This is a genomic window from Mesorhizobium sp. M0587 (assembly GCF_040320945.1).
In the GTDB taxonomy this organism is placed as follows: domain Bacteria; phylum Pseudomonadota; class Alphaproteobacteria; order Rhizobiales; family Rhizobiaceae; genus Mesorhizobium.
In genome coordinates this window covers 89,469-104,413 of the sequence record NZ_JAMYQP010000011.1, presented here as the reverse complement: position 1 = coordinate 104,413, position 14,945 = coordinate 89,469, and the positions used below count along the sequence as shown (strand labels likewise).

General features: G+C 64.3%; 16 protein-coding genes, 1 tRNA gene and 1 riboswitch. Of the genes, 6 read left to right on the top strand and 11 right to left on the bottom strand.

Annotated elements, in window-relative coordinates:
* Positions 1 to 241 precede the first annotated feature (241 nt).
* Positions 242 to 625 carry a RidA family protein gene (locus tag NKI49_RS13110; protein WP_352597913.1) on the top strand — a complete coding sequence of 128 codons (384 nt, stop codon included), beginning with the start codon at positions 242 to 244 and terminating at the stop codon, positions 623 to 625.
* Positions 626 to 875: 250 nt separating this feature from the next.
* On the top strand, positions 876 to 1,679 hold the full coding sequence (locus tag NKI49_RS13105; RefSeq protein WP_352597912.1) for a creatininase family protein: 804 nt from the start codon (positions 876 to 878) through the stop codon (positions 1,677 to 1,679).
* A 196-nt stretch (positions 1,680 to 1,875) separates the two neighbouring features.
* Here the strand turns inward: NKI49_RS13105 and NKI49_RS13100 are convergent, their stop codons facing one another.
* On the bottom strand, positions 1,876 to 2,385 hold the full coding sequence (locus NKI49_RS13100; protein ID WP_352597911.1) for a tyrosine phosphatase family protein: 510 nt from the start codon (positions 2,383 to 2,385) through the stop codon (positions 1,876 to 1,878).
* On the bottom strand, positions 2,382 to 3,431 hold the full coding sequence (gene cobD, locus NKI49_RS13095; RefSeq protein ID WP_352597910.1) for a threonine-phosphate decarboxylase CobD: 1,050 nt from the start codon (positions 3,429 to 3,431) through the stop codon (positions 2,382 to 2,384). Before cobD ends, NKI49_RS13100 begins: the two co-directional genes overlap by 4 nt.
* Here cobD and cbiB point away from each other — a divergent pair.
* The gene (cbiB, locus tag NKI49_RS13090; protein ID WP_352597909.1) at positions 3,430 to 4,398 is read left to right on the top strand and encodes an adenosylcobinamide-phosphate synthase CbiB; all 969 of its coding nucleotides are present in this window, start codon (positions 3,430 to 3,432) and stop codon (positions 4,396 to 4,398) included. The two genes, cobD and cbiB, sit on opposite strands and share 2 nt — an antisense overlap.
* 333 nt (positions 4,399 to 4,731) lie before the next feature.
* Here cbiB and cobO read toward each other — a convergent pair whose 3' ends face one another.
* The 5 genes from cobO to NKI49_RS13065 all read right to left on the bottom strand — a co-directional run bounded on the left by cobO (position 4,732) and on the right by NKI49_RS13065 (position 8,476).
* Positions 4,732 to 5,346 (bottom strand): cob(I)yrinic acid a,c-diamide adenosyltransferase, encoded by a 615-nt coding sequence (gene cobO, locus NKI49_RS13085; RefSeq protein ID WP_352597908.1) that lies wholly within the window; start codon positions 5,344 to 5,346, stop codon positions 4,732 to 4,734.
* Between the two features lies 1 nt (position 5,347).
* On the bottom strand, positions 5,348 to 5,863 hold the full coding sequence (gene cobU / locus NKI49_RS13080; protein WP_352597907.1) for a bifunctional adenosylcobinamide kinase/adenosylcobinamide-phosphate guanylyltransferase: 516 nt from the start codon (positions 5,861 to 5,863) through the stop codon (positions 5,348 to 5,350).
* Entirely contained in the window at positions 5,856 to 6,653 is a 798-nt protein-coding gene (locus NKI49_RS13075) for a CbtA family protein (RefSeq protein ID WP_352597906.1), read from the bottom strand. Before NKI49_RS13075 ends, cobU begins: the two co-directional genes overlap by 8 nt.
* Positions 6,654 to 6,668: 15 nt before the next feature.
* On the bottom strand, positions 6,669 to 6,848 hold the full coding sequence (locus NKI49_RS13070; RefSeq protein WP_027026005.1) for a CbtB domain-containing protein: 180 nt from the start codon (positions 6,846 to 6,848) through the stop codon (positions 6,669 to 6,671).
* Between the two features lie 36 nt (positions 6,849 to 6,884).
* A riboswitch (cobalamin riboswitch) is annotated at positions 6,885 to 7,083 on the bottom strand.
* A 193-nt stretch (positions 7,084 to 7,276) separates the two neighbouring features.
* Positions 7,277 to 8,476: an MFS transporter gene (locus NKI49_RS13065; protein WP_352597905.1), complete on the bottom strand. Its 1,200-nt coding sequence runs from the start codon at positions 8,474 to 8,476 to the stop codon at positions 7,277 to 7,279.
* A gap of 215 nt (positions 8,477 to 8,691) precedes the next feature.
* On the opposite strand from NKI49_RS13065, the gene NKI49_RS13060 reads away from it, so the two are divergent.
* Positions 8,692 to 9,690 (top strand): heparan-alpha-glucosaminide N-acetyltransferase, encoded by a 999-nt coding sequence (locus NKI49_RS13060; protein ID WP_352597904.1) that lies wholly within the window; start codon positions 8,692 to 8,694, stop codon positions 9,688 to 9,690.
* A complete protein-coding gene (locus NKI49_RS13055) occupies positions 9,687 to 10,163 on the top strand; it encodes a methyltransferase family protein (protein WP_352597903.1) in 477 nt (158 codons plus the stop codon). The genes NKI49_RS13060 and NKI49_RS13055 overlap by 4 nt, the downstream gene beginning before the upstream one ends.
* A gap of 6 nt (positions 10,164 to 10,169) precedes the next feature.
* On the opposite strand, the gene NKI49_RS13050 is transcribed toward NKI49_RS13055, so the two are convergent.
* From NKI49_RS13050 to NKI49_RS13040, 3 genes are all read right to left on the bottom strand, one after another.
* Positions 10,170 to 10,556, bottom strand: a complete 387-nt coding sequence (locus NKI49_RS13050; protein ID WP_006203215.1) for a MerR family transcriptional regulator — start codon at positions 10,554 to 10,556, stop codon at positions 10,170 to 10,172.
* A 143-nt stretch (positions 10,557 to 10,699) separates the two neighbouring features.
* Positions 10,700 to 12,118: a magnesium transporter gene (gene mgtE, locus NKI49_RS13045; protein ID WP_352597902.1), complete on the bottom strand. Its 1,419-nt coding sequence runs from the start codon at positions 12,116 to 12,118 to the stop codon at positions 10,700 to 10,702.
* Between the two features lie 192 nt (positions 12,119 to 12,310).
* Positions 12,311 to 12,395 (bottom strand) — tRNA-Leu (locus tag NKI49_RS13040).
* Positions 12,396 to 12,577: 182 nt separating this feature from the next.
* On the opposite strand from NKI49_RS13040, the gene lipB reads away from it, so the two are divergent.
* On the top strand, positions 12,578 to 13,321 hold the full coding sequence (gene lipB / locus NKI49_RS13035) for a lipoyl(octanoyl) transferase LipB (RefSeq protein WP_352597901.1): 744 nt from the start codon (positions 12,578 to 12,580) through the stop codon (positions 13,319 to 13,321).
* A 21-nt stretch (positions 13,322 to 13,342) separates the two neighbouring features.
* Here the strand turns inward: lipB and NKI49_RS13030 are convergent, their stop codons facing one another.
* Positions 13,343 to 14,593, bottom strand: coding sequence for a site-2 protease family protein (locus NKI49_RS13030; RefSeq protein WP_352597900.1), 1,251 nt, complete (start codon positions 14,591 to 14,593; stop codon positions 13,343 to 13,345).
* Positions 14,594 to 14,945 lie beyond the last annotated feature (352 nt).

Here is a 14,945-nt window from a genome sequence, read left to right as displayed (position 1 = left end):
GGCGCGCCACGCGCCGGGCTCGACACCAAAGATTCAAGAAGCAAGACGCATGCCACCGGCGTTCTGGCGCCGGGACCGCCCGCCTGCACCACAGCCATCTGCGAAGCCGGAAAGGTCGTGCTGCACCAGAGGCATCGTGCCTATTTTTTGGACGCCTGTCCACAATCGCCCGGGCGACATGCACCGCATCTTGCGGGTGCAACCGATCCAGCCTTAGGCTGGCGCCAAACCGGAGATTGCCATGTTCAAGTTTCTCGTCCCGAAGTCGATCAAGCCGCCCTTTGCCCGCTACAGCCATGGCATCGAAGTGCCTGCCGGCAAGCGGCTGGTGCTGTGCTCGGGCCAAGTCGCCATCACGGCGGATGACCAGATACCCGGGGATGCCGGCCCACAGGCCGAGCTCTGTTTCGAGAACATCGCCGCGATCCTCGCCGAGGCCGGGCTGGGGCTTCGAGACATCGTTCGCATCAACGCCTATGTCACCGATCGCGCACATTTGCGGCCCTACATGGATGTCCGCGACCGGCTGTTTTCCAGCCCGGCGCCGGCCTCGACGCTTATGATCGTCTCCGGTTTCGCCCGGCCGGAGTTCAAGGTCGAGGTCGAGGTGATCGCGGCTGGGTGAGAAGGATAGCGACGAGCTACGACTCGGCAGAGCAATAGGCTAAGTTTATACGAGGGTTAGTGCTGCCCCTCATCCGCCTGCCCGTCCTCCGCAGCAGCTGCGGAGGGTGGACCGGCACCTTCTCCCCGTATAGTGGACGGGGAGAAGGAAGCGCTCCAACGCTGGCGATCCCCCTCTCCCCGTTCTTCACGGGGAGAGGGTAAGGGTGAGGGGCAGCGCTGACGTAAGATCAGTTCCGTCGAGGCCCGAAATGAACGAACCAAAAAGACGCGTGTGGTGGGGCGACTACCGGACCACCGAATACGCCTCGGTCGACCCGGATGCGACGATCGCCGTGCTGCCGGTGGCGGCGATCGAGCAGCATGGGCCGCATCTGCCGGTCTCGACCGATACCTCGATCATGACCGGCATGCTCGACACGGTCATTTCGCGCCTGCCCGACGATCTCGACATCCGCATCCTGCCGGTCCAGGCGGTGGGCAAGTCGAACGAGCATCTTCACGCACCGGGTACTCTTACCTTACCGGCAACGACGCTGGTCGAAGCCTGGACCGAGCTTGGCCTGTCGATCGCGCGCGCCGGCGTGCGCAAGCTGATCGTCGTCAATTCGCATGGCGGCAACGAGGAGATCATGGGCATCGTCACGCGCGAATTGCGCGTGCGCCAAAAGATGCTGGCCGTGAAGACCAGCTGGCAGCGCTTCGGCCGGCCGGCCGGCATGTATACCGACCTCGAGGACCGTCACGGCATCCATGGCGGCGATGTGGAGACGTCGCTGATGCTGCATTTCCGGCCGGACCTTGTCGACATGGGCAAGGCCGACGATTTCGTTTCCAACGTCGCCAAGGCCGAGAAGGAATTCTCGCTGCTGCGCCACACCGGCACCCATGCCTTTGCCTGGATCGCCAGCGATCTCAACCCCAACGGCGTGGTTGGCGACGCCAGCATCGCAACGGCCGAAAAAGGCCGGCAGACCGCCGAATTTCAGGCCGACGGATTCATCAGCCTGCTGCGGGATGTACGCAAGGCGAAGCTTGCCGACTGGCTGAAGTAGCATAGTTGCCTGCCACAGATGTTCTGACCGTCAGGTGGCACATCGCGCCCTTCTGAGATTAGATTAGCGGAGCCGTTCTGACGAAGGCGGGAAGGCTTCGGCTAACCGCCAGCGGTCGCATCAGTCCGCCCGAACGAACGATGGTTGGCGCCTGGCGGACGAATTGAAGTCGATCAAAAATCACCGGGTCGAGCGACTAACTATCGATCTTCAGTTCGAACGGCGTGCCCTCGAAAGCGTCGGCGCCGCGCCCGATCGCTTCGATTGCCGCGATCATGCGGCCGTCGCGACCGAGCAGCGTGTCGGCTACCGCAATCAGCCGGGGATTGGGCGTCGCCGAAGGCGACAGCGTGCGCAGGGTCCGGGCCAGTTCGGCCTCGTCGCGTTTGGGCGCAAGTGCGGCGGCTATGATGTAGGCGGAAGCCGTCGAGCGGCTGATGCCGGCATAGCAATGCACGAGCATCGGCCTTGCCCGATCCCACCGGTGCGCGAAATCGAGCAGATTACGGACATGTTCCTCGCCCGGCATGGTCATTCCGTCCTGCGCCGCCGCTATGTCGTGCATGACCAGATGCAGGTGGTTTTGCCTCGCGATCGAGACCGGCCGGACCACCTCCGTTCCGGCGGCGAGCAGCGACAGCATTCGCTCGGCTCCGGTCCTGGCCACCATTTCCTCGATTTTCGCCAGCGAGCAAACATGGATCATCGTTTCCAACCCCTCGATTGATCCTCGCGCCGCGCCGCCCATTCGGCAAGCGCGGATTCGAGCCGCTGCCATTCCTCCTGACTCCCCGGCAGGCCGGCACGCAGCGCATGCGGCCGGTCGGCGAAATGCCGAAGCAGGATGCCGCGCTCGCCAAGCGCCGAAAACAGACCGGCGGCGTCCGGCAGCTGGAGATAGCGGAACAATGTGGTGCCGCCCGCGACAGGTACGCCGAAGCGACCGAACAGCCTGTCGAGCCGCGCCGATGCATCCGCCAGGGATGCCCGCATCGCGTCTTGCCAGCCGATGTCGGCAAGCGCGCGAATGCCGTATTCCAGCGCCGGTCCGGCAACCGCCCATGGTCCGAATTGAGTCTCCAGCCGTTCGACCGTGGACACATCGGAAAGCGCGAAGCCGAGCCGCAAGCCGGCCAGGCCGAAAAACTTGCCGAACGAGCGCAGCACGACGATGCCGCCCTGGCCGACATCGCCGGCAAGGCTGTGCTGGCGCGGACCGACATCCATGAACGCCTCGTCGACGACCAGCAGCCCGCCCTTGGCGCGCATTGCAGCGGCCAGCGCCAGCAGCTGGTCGCGCTCGATGACGCGCCCATCCGGGTTGTTGGGATTGACGATGACGGCAAGATCGGCTTGCGCCAGCGCCGCGAAGTCGCCGATCTCGGTCACTGCGTGCCCGGCGATCGCTGCTGCCCGCGCATGTTCGGCATAGGTCGGCCCCAGCACGAAGGCCTTGCCGGGCCTTACCAGCGATGCAACGCGCGGCAACAGGATCTGCGTGCCCGGTGCCGCCGCGACGTTGGCTGGCGAAGGCGCGCCATAGGTGCCGGCCGCGATCTCTGTCAGTTCACCCGCCCGCGTGGTTTCCGGCAGCCGCGACAGGGTGGTGGCGGGCAAATCGAAAAGCGGGTAGGAGTGCGGATTGATACCGGTCGAGAGGTCGACGAAAGGCCGCACGGCGTTGGGGAAAAGCGCCCTCGCCCGGCCGAGACTTCCACCATGGTCCACCGCCGCCCCATCAAGAAGCTTCATGTCAGTCCTGATCGCTTTCCTGTCATTGGCCTTTGAATTCGTCCTGGGCTACCCGGACTGGCTGTTCCGCGCCATCGGTCATCCGGTGACGTGGTTCGGCAGGCTGATATCCTTTCTCGACCACCGGCTCAACCGCGCCACTGATTCCGACGCGCTGCGTCGCCAACGGGGTGTCCAGGCGCTGCTGGTCATCGTGCTGGTGCCGGCGGCGATTGGCCTCTGCGTGCAGATCCTGCTCTGGTTCATTCCCCTGGGATTCATCTTTGCCGCTCTTCTTGCAACCTCGCTTCTGTCGCAGAAGAGCCTCCACGAACATGTCGAGGCCGTCGCCGACGCGCTCGAGACCGGTGGCCTCGCCATGGGCCGCGTTGCCGTCTCGCGGATCGTGGGGCGCGATCCCGAAACGCTCGACAGGGCCGGCGTCTGCCGCGCGGCGATCGAGAGCCTTGCCGAGAATTTTTCCGACGGCATCGTCGCCCCCGCTTTCTGGATCGGCGTCGGCGGATTGGCCGGCGGCGCCGCCTACAAGGCCGTCAATACCGCCGATTCGATGATCGGCCACCGCACGCCGCGCCACGTGGCCTTCGGCCGGGCGGCGGCACGCTTCGACGACCTGGTCAACTTGCCGGCGTCGCGGCTGACGGCCCTGCTGATCGTGCTGGCCGCTTTCCTGGTCAAGGGCGCCGATCCCCGCAATGCCTGGAACGCAGTGTTGCGCGACGCCAGGAAACACCGCTCGCCCAATGCCGGCTGGCCCGAAGCCGCGATGGCCGGCGCGCTTGGCCTCGCGCTCGCCGGACCGCGCAGCTACGGCGGCGTGCCGGTCGACGACGTTTTCATGGGCGAAGGCGGCCGGCGCGAAGCCGACAGTGCCGACATAAGACGGGCGCTGAAACTCTATCGGACGGCCGATTATTTGTTGATTGCGCTGTTCGGCGTGGTTTCGGCGATCGCCATTCTGGCATGATCTCACCCCCTCGTGAGTTCTCTCACGAAGGGGAGGAAGGGAGCCGGGCTGCAACAGGTTCGCGCCTTTCCTCTCCCCCGTCGATCGGGGGAGAGGTGGCTCGGCGGAGCCGAGACGGAGTGGGGGTCGACGAGCTCGGCAGTCGCGTTTCTCGCACCCGCCGGGTTGCCCCTGCCTGTCTGCGGACCGCGCGTTCGATAACCGCCTTCCCCCAATCCGTCGCTGCTTCGCAGCGCCACCTTTCCCCCCTCCGGAGGGAAAGGAAATGAGCCCCCTGGGAGCGTTTGGCGACCAGACTTGAATGCTCATCCACAAAAAAGGGGACAACAGCTCTCAAAACTCAATCCCCTGCTGTGCCTTCACGCCCGCCGAGAAATGATGCTTGGTCACGCCCATCTCGGTAACGAGATCGGCGGCCTCGACCAGCGCCGGCTTGGCATTGCGGCCGGTTACGACGACATGCAGGCCTTCACGACGCGCCTTCAGCGCCGCAACCACTCTGTCGAGATCGAGATAATCGTAGCGCAGCGCGATATTCAGCTCATCCAGCACCAGCAGGCTGATCGACGGATCGGCCATCAGCTCGAGCACCTTGCCCCATGCGGCTTCGGCCGCGGCGATGTCGCGCTTCAGGTCCTGCGTCTCCCAGGTGAAACCCTCGCCCATCGCGTGCCAGACGACGCGGTCGCCGAAGGCGGCGAAGGCCTCTTTCTCACCCGTATGCCATTTGCCCTTGATGAACTGGACGACGCCGACGCGCTTGCCATAGCCGAGCATTCTGAGCGCCAGGCCAAAGGCGGCTGTCGTCTTGCCTTTGCCCGGACCGGTATTGACGATGAGCAGACCCTTCTCGATCGTCTTGGCAGCGACCTCGGCGTCCTGCACCGCCTTGCGCTTGGCCATCTTGGCGCGGTGGCGTTCTTCGTCCTTTTCGTCGATATCGGTCATCTCATTTCACCTTGAGCGGCAGCCCCGCCACCATCAGCAGCACCGTATCGGCGACTGCGGCGACCTGCTGGTTGAGCCGGCCGGCGGCATCGCGAAAGCGGCGCGCCAGTGCATTGTCCGGCACAATGCCTTGGCCGACCTCGTTTGAAACCACGAACCAGGGCCCACGCGGCCGCGACAGCACGTCGGTCAGCCGCCGGCATTCCAGCTCGAGATCATGTTCGGCCAGCATATGGTTGGTCAGCCACAGCGTCAGGCAGTCGACCAGCACCGGCTGACTGTCAGGCAAAGCCGCCAGCGCGCCTGCGAGATCGAGCGGCGCGTCGATGGTCGTCCAGCCTTCGCCGCGACGCGAGCGGTGCAGTGCGATGCGTTCGCGCATCTCGTCATCGTAGGCTTGCGCGGTGGCGATATAGGCCCATGGCGAGGGCAGCGCCGTCATGAGCGTTTCGGCATGCGCGCTCTTGCCGGAGCGCGCACCGCCGATGATGAAGGTCAGCTTGCCGCGATCAGGCAAAGCTGTCGCGCAGGCTGGTCGCGGCGCCGGTGAAGCGGCCGCGCACCACGCCGGCGACGGCGCCGAGCACCAGCCAGAATACCAGGTTGGTCACCGTCACCGCCACCACGAACTGGTGGTGCAGCCCCTCCGGGATCGCCGTCTCGTAGCTGTCGGGCTGCGGCGCGCCGACGATATGCGGCGCCACCATCAAGGCCACGGCGAGGATCGCCAGCGGCAGCGACTTGCGGAAGGCGATCAGGCCAAGGCCGGTCGCCGTTGCCGCCACAGTTGCCCACCACCAGATCTGGCGTTGGGTGAGGTCGGCCGCCGGCATGGCCGGCAGTTCCGGCGGCAGGCCAAGGCCCGGCGCCAGCGTGAACACGGCAAAGCCGGCCAGGCCCCAGAACACGCCCTGGCGCCAATTGCCGATGCCGCCGGCGAATTCGGAAACCGCGACCAGGATCAGCGCGAAGCCGATGCCGGTGACGATATTGGCAAGCACGCTGAAGGCGAAACGTTCGAAACCGTCGGCAGGCGCCCAACCTTCGTCTTCCGCGGCCGGAGCAGCAGCTTCCGCAGGCGCGGCCGTGCTCATGGCATTTCCCGCCGGGGCGGCGGAACTTATGGCATTGGTGTCCGTTGCAGCCGGCGCGGCAGGGTCGTGATGATGGCCGCCGCCGGCCTGTTCGTAGACTTCCGCCTTCAGGATCAGCGGCACGGTGGCATAGGCCTGCATGCAGGCGAGAACGACGCCGGCCACGAGCCCTGCGATCGCCGCGATAAACACGACGTTGCGAAACAGGTTCATGATGTCAAATCCCTATCAGTGGCAGGGAAACGCCATCGAATGACGATAATCGTGGGCGGCATTGTGGACCGCATCGATATGCGAGAAGCCGACGAAGCCCATCACGAAAAGGCCGAGGAATCCAGCGAGAGCGAGCTGCATCAAGCGGGACTGCGAGGAAACGGAGGCGCCGAGCGAGACGGAAGCGGTATTCATGTCTTGTCCTTTCGCCCTCCACCCGAGGGCATAGAAGTCAGTTTCCTGTCGCCGGCAGGTCTCCTGGCTCGCGGATCAGCGCCCTTCCCCACCTTCCCGAAGAAAAAATCTTCAGTGGCATATGGAGAGGACTACCGCACACAGTTGCGGGGGCAGCCACGGCGTTGGGCGACAAGTCAGCCCGCACCGCATTCCCTCTTGGCTCCAAAATGGAACCGACGACATCGGCGACTATAGGCAGAATCGCCGCCTCCGGCAAACCAAATTCCGCCGGCAACTATTGCGAATGCGGCGTGCCGGCCAAGGATCGCCAACGGCGCTCAATGCGCCACAAAGCGGGCGTGCTGATGCCCGAAGAATATGAATTGCACCGCTTCCACAACTGGGTGCGCGAGCGCCACGCAGGGCTTTCACCCCAGCCCTGATCCTCACAGCGACTTCGGCAGATACCGCCAGGTCACGAAGCCGCAAACCGCGGCCAGCAGGCCGAGCGTGACGAACACCGAGCCCAGCCCGAAGAACGCCAGCACCACTGAATAGACCAGCGGCGGCGTCAGCTCGGAAAAATCGAGATAGGTGCGGTAGACCGCAGCCATCTGCGACCGCTCGTAGGACCGCACCGAGCGCATGAAGGCGGTCGAGCCCAGCGCGTCGAGCGCGATGGTAAACAACGCGCCGCAGAGCAGGAAAGCGCCGGTGAGCAGCGGTGCGCTCTCGCCGACCGCGCCCGCCGCCAACAACATGGCCGACATCGCGAAATAGGCAAAAGTTATGGTCCGCCGACCGCCGAAGCGCTTGCCCGCTCTGCCCCAGAAGATAGCCATGAACAAGAGCGCGTTACCGGCCGAAACCAGCAGGCCGCCGGCCAGCTTGCCCTCGCCGGTGATGACCATGAACAGCGGCCCATAGACAAAGAACGTCGTCCAGAAGCAGGAACGGCCGAAGGCGATCAGCCAGGCGAGCCTCAATCTGGGTTGCGCGACGAAGCGGCCGATATTGGCGAGCGGATTGACCGGGCGCGTCTTGCCCGGGCGGATCGACGGGTTGTCGCCCAGCCGATAGGTCCAGAACAGCGCCAGCAGGGCCGTCGCGAATACCGCCACCGCGCCATGCGCGGCATAGATGCCGAAGCGTGTGTAAAGAAAAATGCCAAGCGTCGGCCCGCCCGTCCAGGCGAACATCGACCACGCCATGCGCAGCGATTCCGCCTGCATGAAGTCGGTCTTGCGGATGTGGTCCATGATGTAGAGGTTGAGCGTGATCGACAGCGCGCTGGCGCCCATGACGCGGCAAAGCATGCCGGCCAATTGTCCGGCAAGCGTATGGGTAACGAAGAACAGCGAGCCGATGGCGAGCAGGCAGGCGCCGGCGGTATAGACCCAGCGCCGGGCAAAGCGGCGGATCAGCATCGGCATGAACAATGTCACCGACAGCCCAAGCAGCGCCACGACAGTGTAGAGGATCGAGACGATCTGCTCGTTGTGGAGGATTTCGTAGGCCTGGATCGGGATGACGCTCGACACCGTGGCGCGGGCAAAGGATTCGACGGCGTAGAGCGAGGCGAAGGTGCGCGCATCCGCAGCCTTGAGAGCGGGAAGCCAGATCGGATGACGCACATGGGTGGACATTGCTTCCTCAAAGCAGAATCACCGACCAAATCTGGCGTGGCGATTGCCATCCCAATAAGAGGAAACCGACGCGCGGCCGGCAAAAGCGAAGTCGGCCAAAGGCTTCCCGGCGCTGGCCTAAAGCAGCGCCTGACGCGGTGGCGACGCGCCCGGCCTTCTTCTGTCCGGTGCAACCGTGATAATCCTCCAGCGGGGCTGAATCAGATCGCGAGACCATGATTATCCAAACGCCGACCGCACCTGTTCCGGAGCAATCAAAGCGCATCGTCGCTATCGACATCTTGCGCGGCATCGCGCTCCTCGCCATGGCGAGCTATCATTTCACCTGGGACCTGGAGTTCTTCGGCTACACCGATCCCGGTCTCACCGCCTTCGGCTGGTGGAAGCTCTATGCGCGCTGCATCGCCTCGACCTTCCTGTTCCTGGTCGGCGTCAGCCTGTATCTCGCCCATGGCAGAAAGATCCGCTGGAACGGCTTCTGGCGGCGGTTCGCCATGGTCGCCGGAGCCGCTATCGCCATCTCGGTCGTCACCCGCATCGCCACGCCTGACGGCTTCATCTTTTTCGGCATATTGCACGAGATCGCGCTCGCCAGCCTGCTCGGCCTGGCGTTCCTGCGCCTGCCGGTCCTGCTGACGCTTGCCGCTGCCGCGCTGGTCGTCGCGGCGCCCGTCTATCTGCGTTCCGAGGCTTTGGACCACCCCTTCCTGTGGTGGATCGGTCTTTCCACAATCAATCCGCGCTCCAACGACTACGTGCCGCTGTTCCCATGGTTCGGCGCCGTGCTTGCAGGCATCGCGGTGGCGAAGTTCGCCTCCACCTCGGGCCTGCGGGCGCGCCTGGCGGGCCTTGCGCCCGGCCGCTGGGCCAATCCCCTGGTCTTCATCGGCCGGCACAGCCTGGCCTTCTACCTGATCCACCAGCCGCTGCTGATCGGCAGCGTCTGGCTGTTCTCGCAAGTCATGCCGGCCAAGGTCGAAACCCCGCAGGTGAACTTCCTGAAAACCTGCCAGATATCGTGCGAGCAGTCGCGCGACAGCAAGTTCTGTTCGAGCTACTGTGGCTGTATGCTGGATACGCTCGAAGGCGAGGCCACGCTTGATCGGCTCTACAACAACGACCAGACCGCGCAGTGGCGGCAGCATCTCAGCGATCTTGCCAGCACCTGTACGGCGCAGACCGACGACAAGATGACGGAGGGAGGGCCACAATGACCGACAGCCAGCCGAAGCCGGGAGTGATACCGTGGCCGCCGCTGATCTATATCGCCGCCATCGCCATCAGCATTGTCCTCGGCATGCTCTATCCCCTGCCATGGATCGGCGATCTCCTGGGCGACATCCTTTTCGCCGCCGGCTGGGTGGCGCTGCTGGCTGTCGCGGCACTCTGGTTCACCGCCATCCGCACCATGGTCCGGGCCAGGACGACGCTCAATCCCAATGCGGTGCCCGATCACCTCGTCACGACGGGCCCCTTCGGCATCACCCGCAATCCGATGTACCTCGCCAACACGCTGCTGTTGATCGGCGTCGGCTTTGTCTCGGGGATAGCCTGGTTCCTTCCGCTTGCCTTCGTCGCCGCCTTCGCCACGCAGAAGGTCGCCATCGAGCGCGAGGAAAAGGTGCTGGCGGCGAAGTTCGGCAAGAGATACCGGGATTACGCCAAAAGAGTGCGACGCTGGATTTGAGCAGCGTCAGGTGTTGACGCCGAGTTCCACCAACCGCTCGACGCAGGATTCTTCCGCCTGGTCGAGCTCGGCCAGCGTCTCCTCGAGGTCGCGGCGCTTTTGCCTGAGATCCTCGCGCTTTTCCTCTATGCGCTTGATCATCAGCTTGAGCTGGCCGACCTCGCCCGGCGGCTCCTTGTACATCTGGATGATTTCGCGGATCTCGTTGATCGAGAAGCCGAGCCGCTTTCCCCGCATGATCTGGCGAATGAGGTGGCGGTCGGACGGGCGAAACAGCCGGGTTCGGCCACGCCGCACCGGCTGCACCAGTCCCTCGTCCTCGTAGAAGCGCAGCGTCCGCGTCGACACGTCGAATTCGCGGGTCAGTTCGGTGATCGAATAATATTCCCGCATTGTGACCCCATAGCCGAGTTCGACGCGATTGCCGGCCAAGCAGCCCTACCCGTTCCCGGGTCGGACCATCTGGCCGGAATCGGCCAATGATCCCTGTTCCATGAACCTCGCATGGCATTTACGTAAAAGTCAATTGAGGCCGTTCACCTGACGCCGAACCACCAGCTTGCAAGGCCGAGGAAAGCAAAAAAGCCGACGACATCGGTAACCGTGGTGACGAAGACCGCCGAGGCGACCGCGGGGTCGACCTTGAAGCGGTCGAGCAGCAGCGGGATCAGGATTCCGGCCAGTGCCGCGACGAACATGTTGATGATCATCGCCGCCGCGATGATGCCGCCCAGATTGGGATCGCGGAACCAGGCCGCCGCGACGATGCCGATCAGGATGGCGAAGACGATGCCGTTGATGAAGCCGACGCCCATCTCGCGGCGGATGATGCGGCCGGCATTGTAGATGTCGAGATCCCTGGTCGCCAGCGCCCGCACGGTGACGGTCATGGTCTGCGAGCCGGCATTGCCGCCCATGCCGGCCACGATCGGCATCAGCACGGCGAGCGCCACGATATGTTCGATCGTGCGGTCGAACAGGCCGATCACCGACGCCGCCAGGAATGCGGTCAGGAGATTGATCAGCAGCCAGGGAACGCGCGAACGCGAGGTCGAGAAGATGCTGTCGGAAAGCTCTTCGTCGCCGACGCCGCCCATGCGCAGCAGATCTTCTTCGGCTTCCTGCTGGATGACGTCGACGACGTCGTCGATGGTCAGCACGCCGACCAGGCGCTCGTTCTCGTCGACGACGGCGGCCGACAGGAGATCGTATTGCTCGAATTCCCGCGCGGCCTCTTCCTGGTCCATGGTGGCCGGAATGGCGTGGCGCGTTTCGTGCATGACCTCCCCGACCTTGACCGCGCGCCTGGCGCGCAGGATCTGGTCGAGATCGATGGCGCCGAGCAGCTTGAAGCTGGGGTCGATGACAAAGATCTGGCTGAAGCGATCGGGGAGGTTCTTGTCCTCGCGCATGTAGTCGATGGTCTGGCCGATCGTCCAGAACGCAGGCACCGCGACGAATTCCGTCTGCATGCGCCGCCCGGCGGTCTCTTCGGGATAGTCGAGCGAACGGCGCAGCCTGATCCGCTCGGTGAACGGCAGCTGCGACAGGATCTCGTCCTGGTCTTCCTTTTCAAGGTCTTCGAGGATGTAGACGGCGTCGTCGGAATCGAGTTCCTGCACCGCCTGCGCGATCTGCGCGTTGGGCAGGTGATCGACGATCTCCATGCGGATCGCCTCGTCGACCTCGGTCAGCGCGGAAAAGTCGAAATCGGAGCCGAGCAGCTCGACCAGGGCGCGGCGCTGTTCGGGATGCAACGCCTCGATCAGGTCGCCGAGCTCCGACTGGTGCAGGTCGTCGACCTCGCGCTTGAGCGCGGGCGTGTCGCGGTCGGCGATCGCAGCGCCGATCTCAGCAAGGAAAGACGAACGAACGGCACCGTCCTCGCCGTAGATGTCGGCGTGGTGCTCGTCGGCCGCCTTGGCGGAGGTCGTCTGCTTGTCCTGGCCTTCCACCAGCGCCTCCCGCAACAAGAATCCCGGAAAAGGTGCCTGTCAGGTCTAGACCATGATCCCCGAAAGTGGAAACCGGTTTTGGAAAAATCCAATGCTCAGAAAGGAAACTGGCGTAACGTGCGGGAATATCAAACGAAATGCGCCCTGCCCCGAGGGCAGAGGCTGGCACGAATCAGGTTCTGGGAGAGAAAATGGTGCGGTCGAGAAGACTCGAACTTCCACGGGTTGCCCCACAGCGACCTCAACGCTGCGCGTCTACCAATTCCGCCACGACCGCACGTGGTAGGAGCCGGAACCGACCGGCTCGCGGCGTGTAGCAAATCGTTTCCGGCGAAACAAGTGCGCGCGCAGCAATAATATCCGGTGTCCGGCATAACGTTGCAAAGGATTGGAATATAGGGCCGGAACTGGACGTTTGCGCCGCTTGACGCCATATGGAAAGCAACAAAGAGATACGCCATGCCAGAACGCAGCCAGATCGCCACGTCGTTCCTGCCCTTGCCCGGTTCGGCGCCGGTCGAGTGGCGCATCGAGCCCGGCCTGACCGCCTATCCCGACGCGCTCACCGTCATGGAGGCGCGCGCCGAGGCGATCAGAAGCGGCGCCGCCGGCGAAATGGTCTGGCTGGTCGAACATCCGCCGCTCTACACGGCGGGCACCAGCGCCCGCGCCGAGGATCTGATCGACGCCGGCCGCTTCCCGGTCTTCGCGGCCGGACGCGGCGGCGAATATACCTATCATGGGCCGGGCCAGCGGGTCGCCTATGTCATGCTCGACCTGAAGCGGCGTCGCGAGGATGTGCGCGCCTTCGTTGCCGCGCTCGAACAGTGGATCATCGGCACGCTCGCCGCGTTCAACGTGCGCGGCGAGCGCCGCGAGGATCGCGTCGGCGTCTGGGTGGTGCGGCCCGATCGCCCTGCCCTGCCGGACGGCTCGCCGGCCGAGGACAAGATCGCCGCCATCGGCATCAGGCTCAGGCGCTGGGTGAGCTTTCACGGCATCGCCATCAATGTCGAACCCGATCTCGACCATTTCGGTGGCATCGTGCCCTGCGGCGTGCAGGACCACGGTGTCACCAGCCTTGTCGATCTCGGCCTTCCCGTGACCATGGCCGATCTTGATCTTTCCCTGAAATCCGCCTTCGAGGACGTGTTCGGTCCCGCCACGGCCTTGCCTGTCGAAGCAGCCCGCAAGGCCGGTTGAACGTCCCGCCCGAAGCCCGGTTCAGATCAGTTGCGCGGACGCCCACAGAACGCCGCAGCCATGGATGATGAACACCGCCAGCAAGCCACCGGCGATGGCAAAACGGTCGGCCGTGCGGATCGGCTCCAGCTCGTGGCGCGGCTTTACCCCGCTGCCCATGGTAAGCAGGCTGAGGATCGAAAAGATCGCCCCCGCCGCCAGCAGAAACCCGGAGGAGAAACCGGCCTGCAGGCCAAGTGCCAGGAAGGCCGAGAGCAGGAAGAACGAGGCCAGCGCCAGCGCGACAGGTCCCGGGCAGATCTGGCGCAGCACCTGGCCGCCGTCGAATTTCCATACCGGCACCAGATTGGCGATGTTGAATAGGGCCACGCAACCCGCCAGCGCCGCCAGCAGCGCTGAGACGACCTTGTGTCCCTCCGCGCCTGCAAGCACACTGGCGGCGATGACGATGGGCACCAGGAAGGCGGAAAAGCCAGCGCCCATCAGCGCCACGAAAGCCACTTCGAAACGGCTGTTGTAGGGCCGGCCGCCAATGGCGATGCCGCCGAGCAGCGGAATGAAGATCATGCGCGCCTTGCGGTGGCCCATCAGCCGGAATGCCGCCATGTGGCCAAGCTCATGCAGGGCCACCGCCGACGTCAGGATCGCGGAAAGCGCCAACCCACTGAGGTGAAGGCCGAAGAACGGCCACAGGATCAATGCAGACAATACCGCGAAGCCGAGCTGGCTCAGCGGATGCTCGAACCAGCCGCCCTTGCGGTACTGCCCCGTTCTCGCCCAATGCTGCAGCTTGCCAAGTTCGCGGCGCATGGCGAAGTAACGGAACACCAGGAAAGCGATGCCGCGGTAGCGATCTGTCCGGCCGAGCATCACCCGCGTACCGCTGCCTTCAGGAACCAGTTCGACGGTTTCGCGATAGTCCGCCCAGAACGAGGCGTCGAGCGCGGTATCCTCGATGACACGCATCGAGAAGCGGCTGCCCTCGACGACGTCCTCAAGCCGCGACGTGCGCTCGATCGGCTTGCCGTCGCGGCCTTCCCAGGACAGCAGGATGCGGGCCATTCCCTCCCCATCCAGCGCTTCGGCCGAAAGGATCTCGCCGGACCAGCCGGCGTCGCTCCCGAGCGGCCACAGTGCCTGCCAGAGGCGCTGCCGGTCCATTGCCACCACGCGGCTGAGCCTGACCGTGCGCAAACCAAGCGGCACGCTCATCAAGAGAAAGATCAGCCCGAGATTGCTGGCCACGAGGATGGCGGTGAGGATGGGCGACATCTGGACGTTGCTCTATGCCTTCAGGGGTACCCTAAGGCCGCGATGGCAAGAAAGGCTTAACGGGGAAGCGGGCTTTGCCCCCCGGGAAGCGCAGCGGCGAAGCCGCCAAATCACATGGCTCCGATCCAGATGGCCATGGAAATGAGAAAGGTGCTCATGCAGACAAGCGAGACGACATCCTGAACCAGATCGGTCATAACTCTCTCCTGTTGTTTGTATGTTCGTATTTTGTTCTATTTTTGTGCTAATGTCAATGGCCAAATTCCGGCCGCGGCCGGAATCCTCGGGCGATCGGATCGGCAGGGTTAAGGAAGGGTTGATGGCCGGCGCGACGAATGTCGGGGCAGCCCGC

Coding starts and splice junctions, on each gene's coding strand:
- NKI49_RS13055 (WP_352597903.1), top strand. CDS start 9,687: ATGACCGACAGCCAGCCGAAGCCGGGAGTGATACCGTGGCCGCCGCTG.
- cbiB (WP_352597909.1), top strand. CDS start 3,430: ATGTCAGTCCTGATCGCTTTCCTGTCATTGGCCTTTGAATTCGTCCTG.
- NKI49_RS13110 (WP_352597913.1), top strand. CDS start 242: ATGTTCAAGTTTCTCGTCCCGAAGTCGATCAAGCCGCCCTTTGCCCGC.
- cobD (WP_352597910.1), bottom strand. CDS start 3,431: ATGAAGCTTCTTGATGGGGCGGCGGTGGACCATGGTGGAAGTCTCGGC.
- lipB (WP_352597901.1), top strand. CDS start 12,578: ATGCCAGAACGCAGCCAGATCGCCACGTCGTTCCTGCCCTTGCCCGGT.
- NKI49_RS13060 (WP_352597904.1), top strand. CDS start 8,692: ATGATTATCCAAACGCCGACCGCACCTGTTCCGGAGCAATCAAAGCGC.
- NKI49_RS13100 (WP_352597911.1), bottom strand. CDS start 2,385: ATGATCCATGTTTGCTCGCTGGCGAAAATCGAGGAAATGGTGGCCAGG.
- NKI49_RS13030 (WP_352597900.1), bottom strand. CDS start 14,593: ATGTCGCCCATCCTCACCGCCATCCTCGTGGCCAGCAATCTCGGGCTG.
- NKI49_RS13070 (WP_027026005.1), bottom strand. CDS start 6,848: ATGAATACCGCTTCCGTCTCGCTCGGCGCCTCCGTTTCCTCGCAGTCC.
- NKI49_RS13050 (WP_006203215.1), bottom strand. CDS start 10,556: ATGCGGGAATATTATTCGATCACCGAACTGACCCGCGAATTCGACGTG.
- cobO (WP_352597908.1), bottom strand. CDS start 5,346: ATGACCGATATCGACGAAAAGGACGAAGAACGCCACCGCGCCAAGATG.
- NKI49_RS13075 (WP_352597906.1), bottom strand. CDS start 6,653: ATGAACCTGTTTCGCAACGTCGTGTTTATCGCGGCGATCGCAGGGCTC.
- NKI49_RS13065 (WP_352597905.1), bottom strand. CDS start 8,476: ATGTCCACCCATGTGCGTCATCCGATCTGGCTTCCCGCTCTCAAGGCT.
- NKI49_RS13105 (WP_352597912.1), top strand. CDS start 876: ATGAACGAACCAAAAAGACGCGTGTGGTGGGGCGACTACCGGACCACC.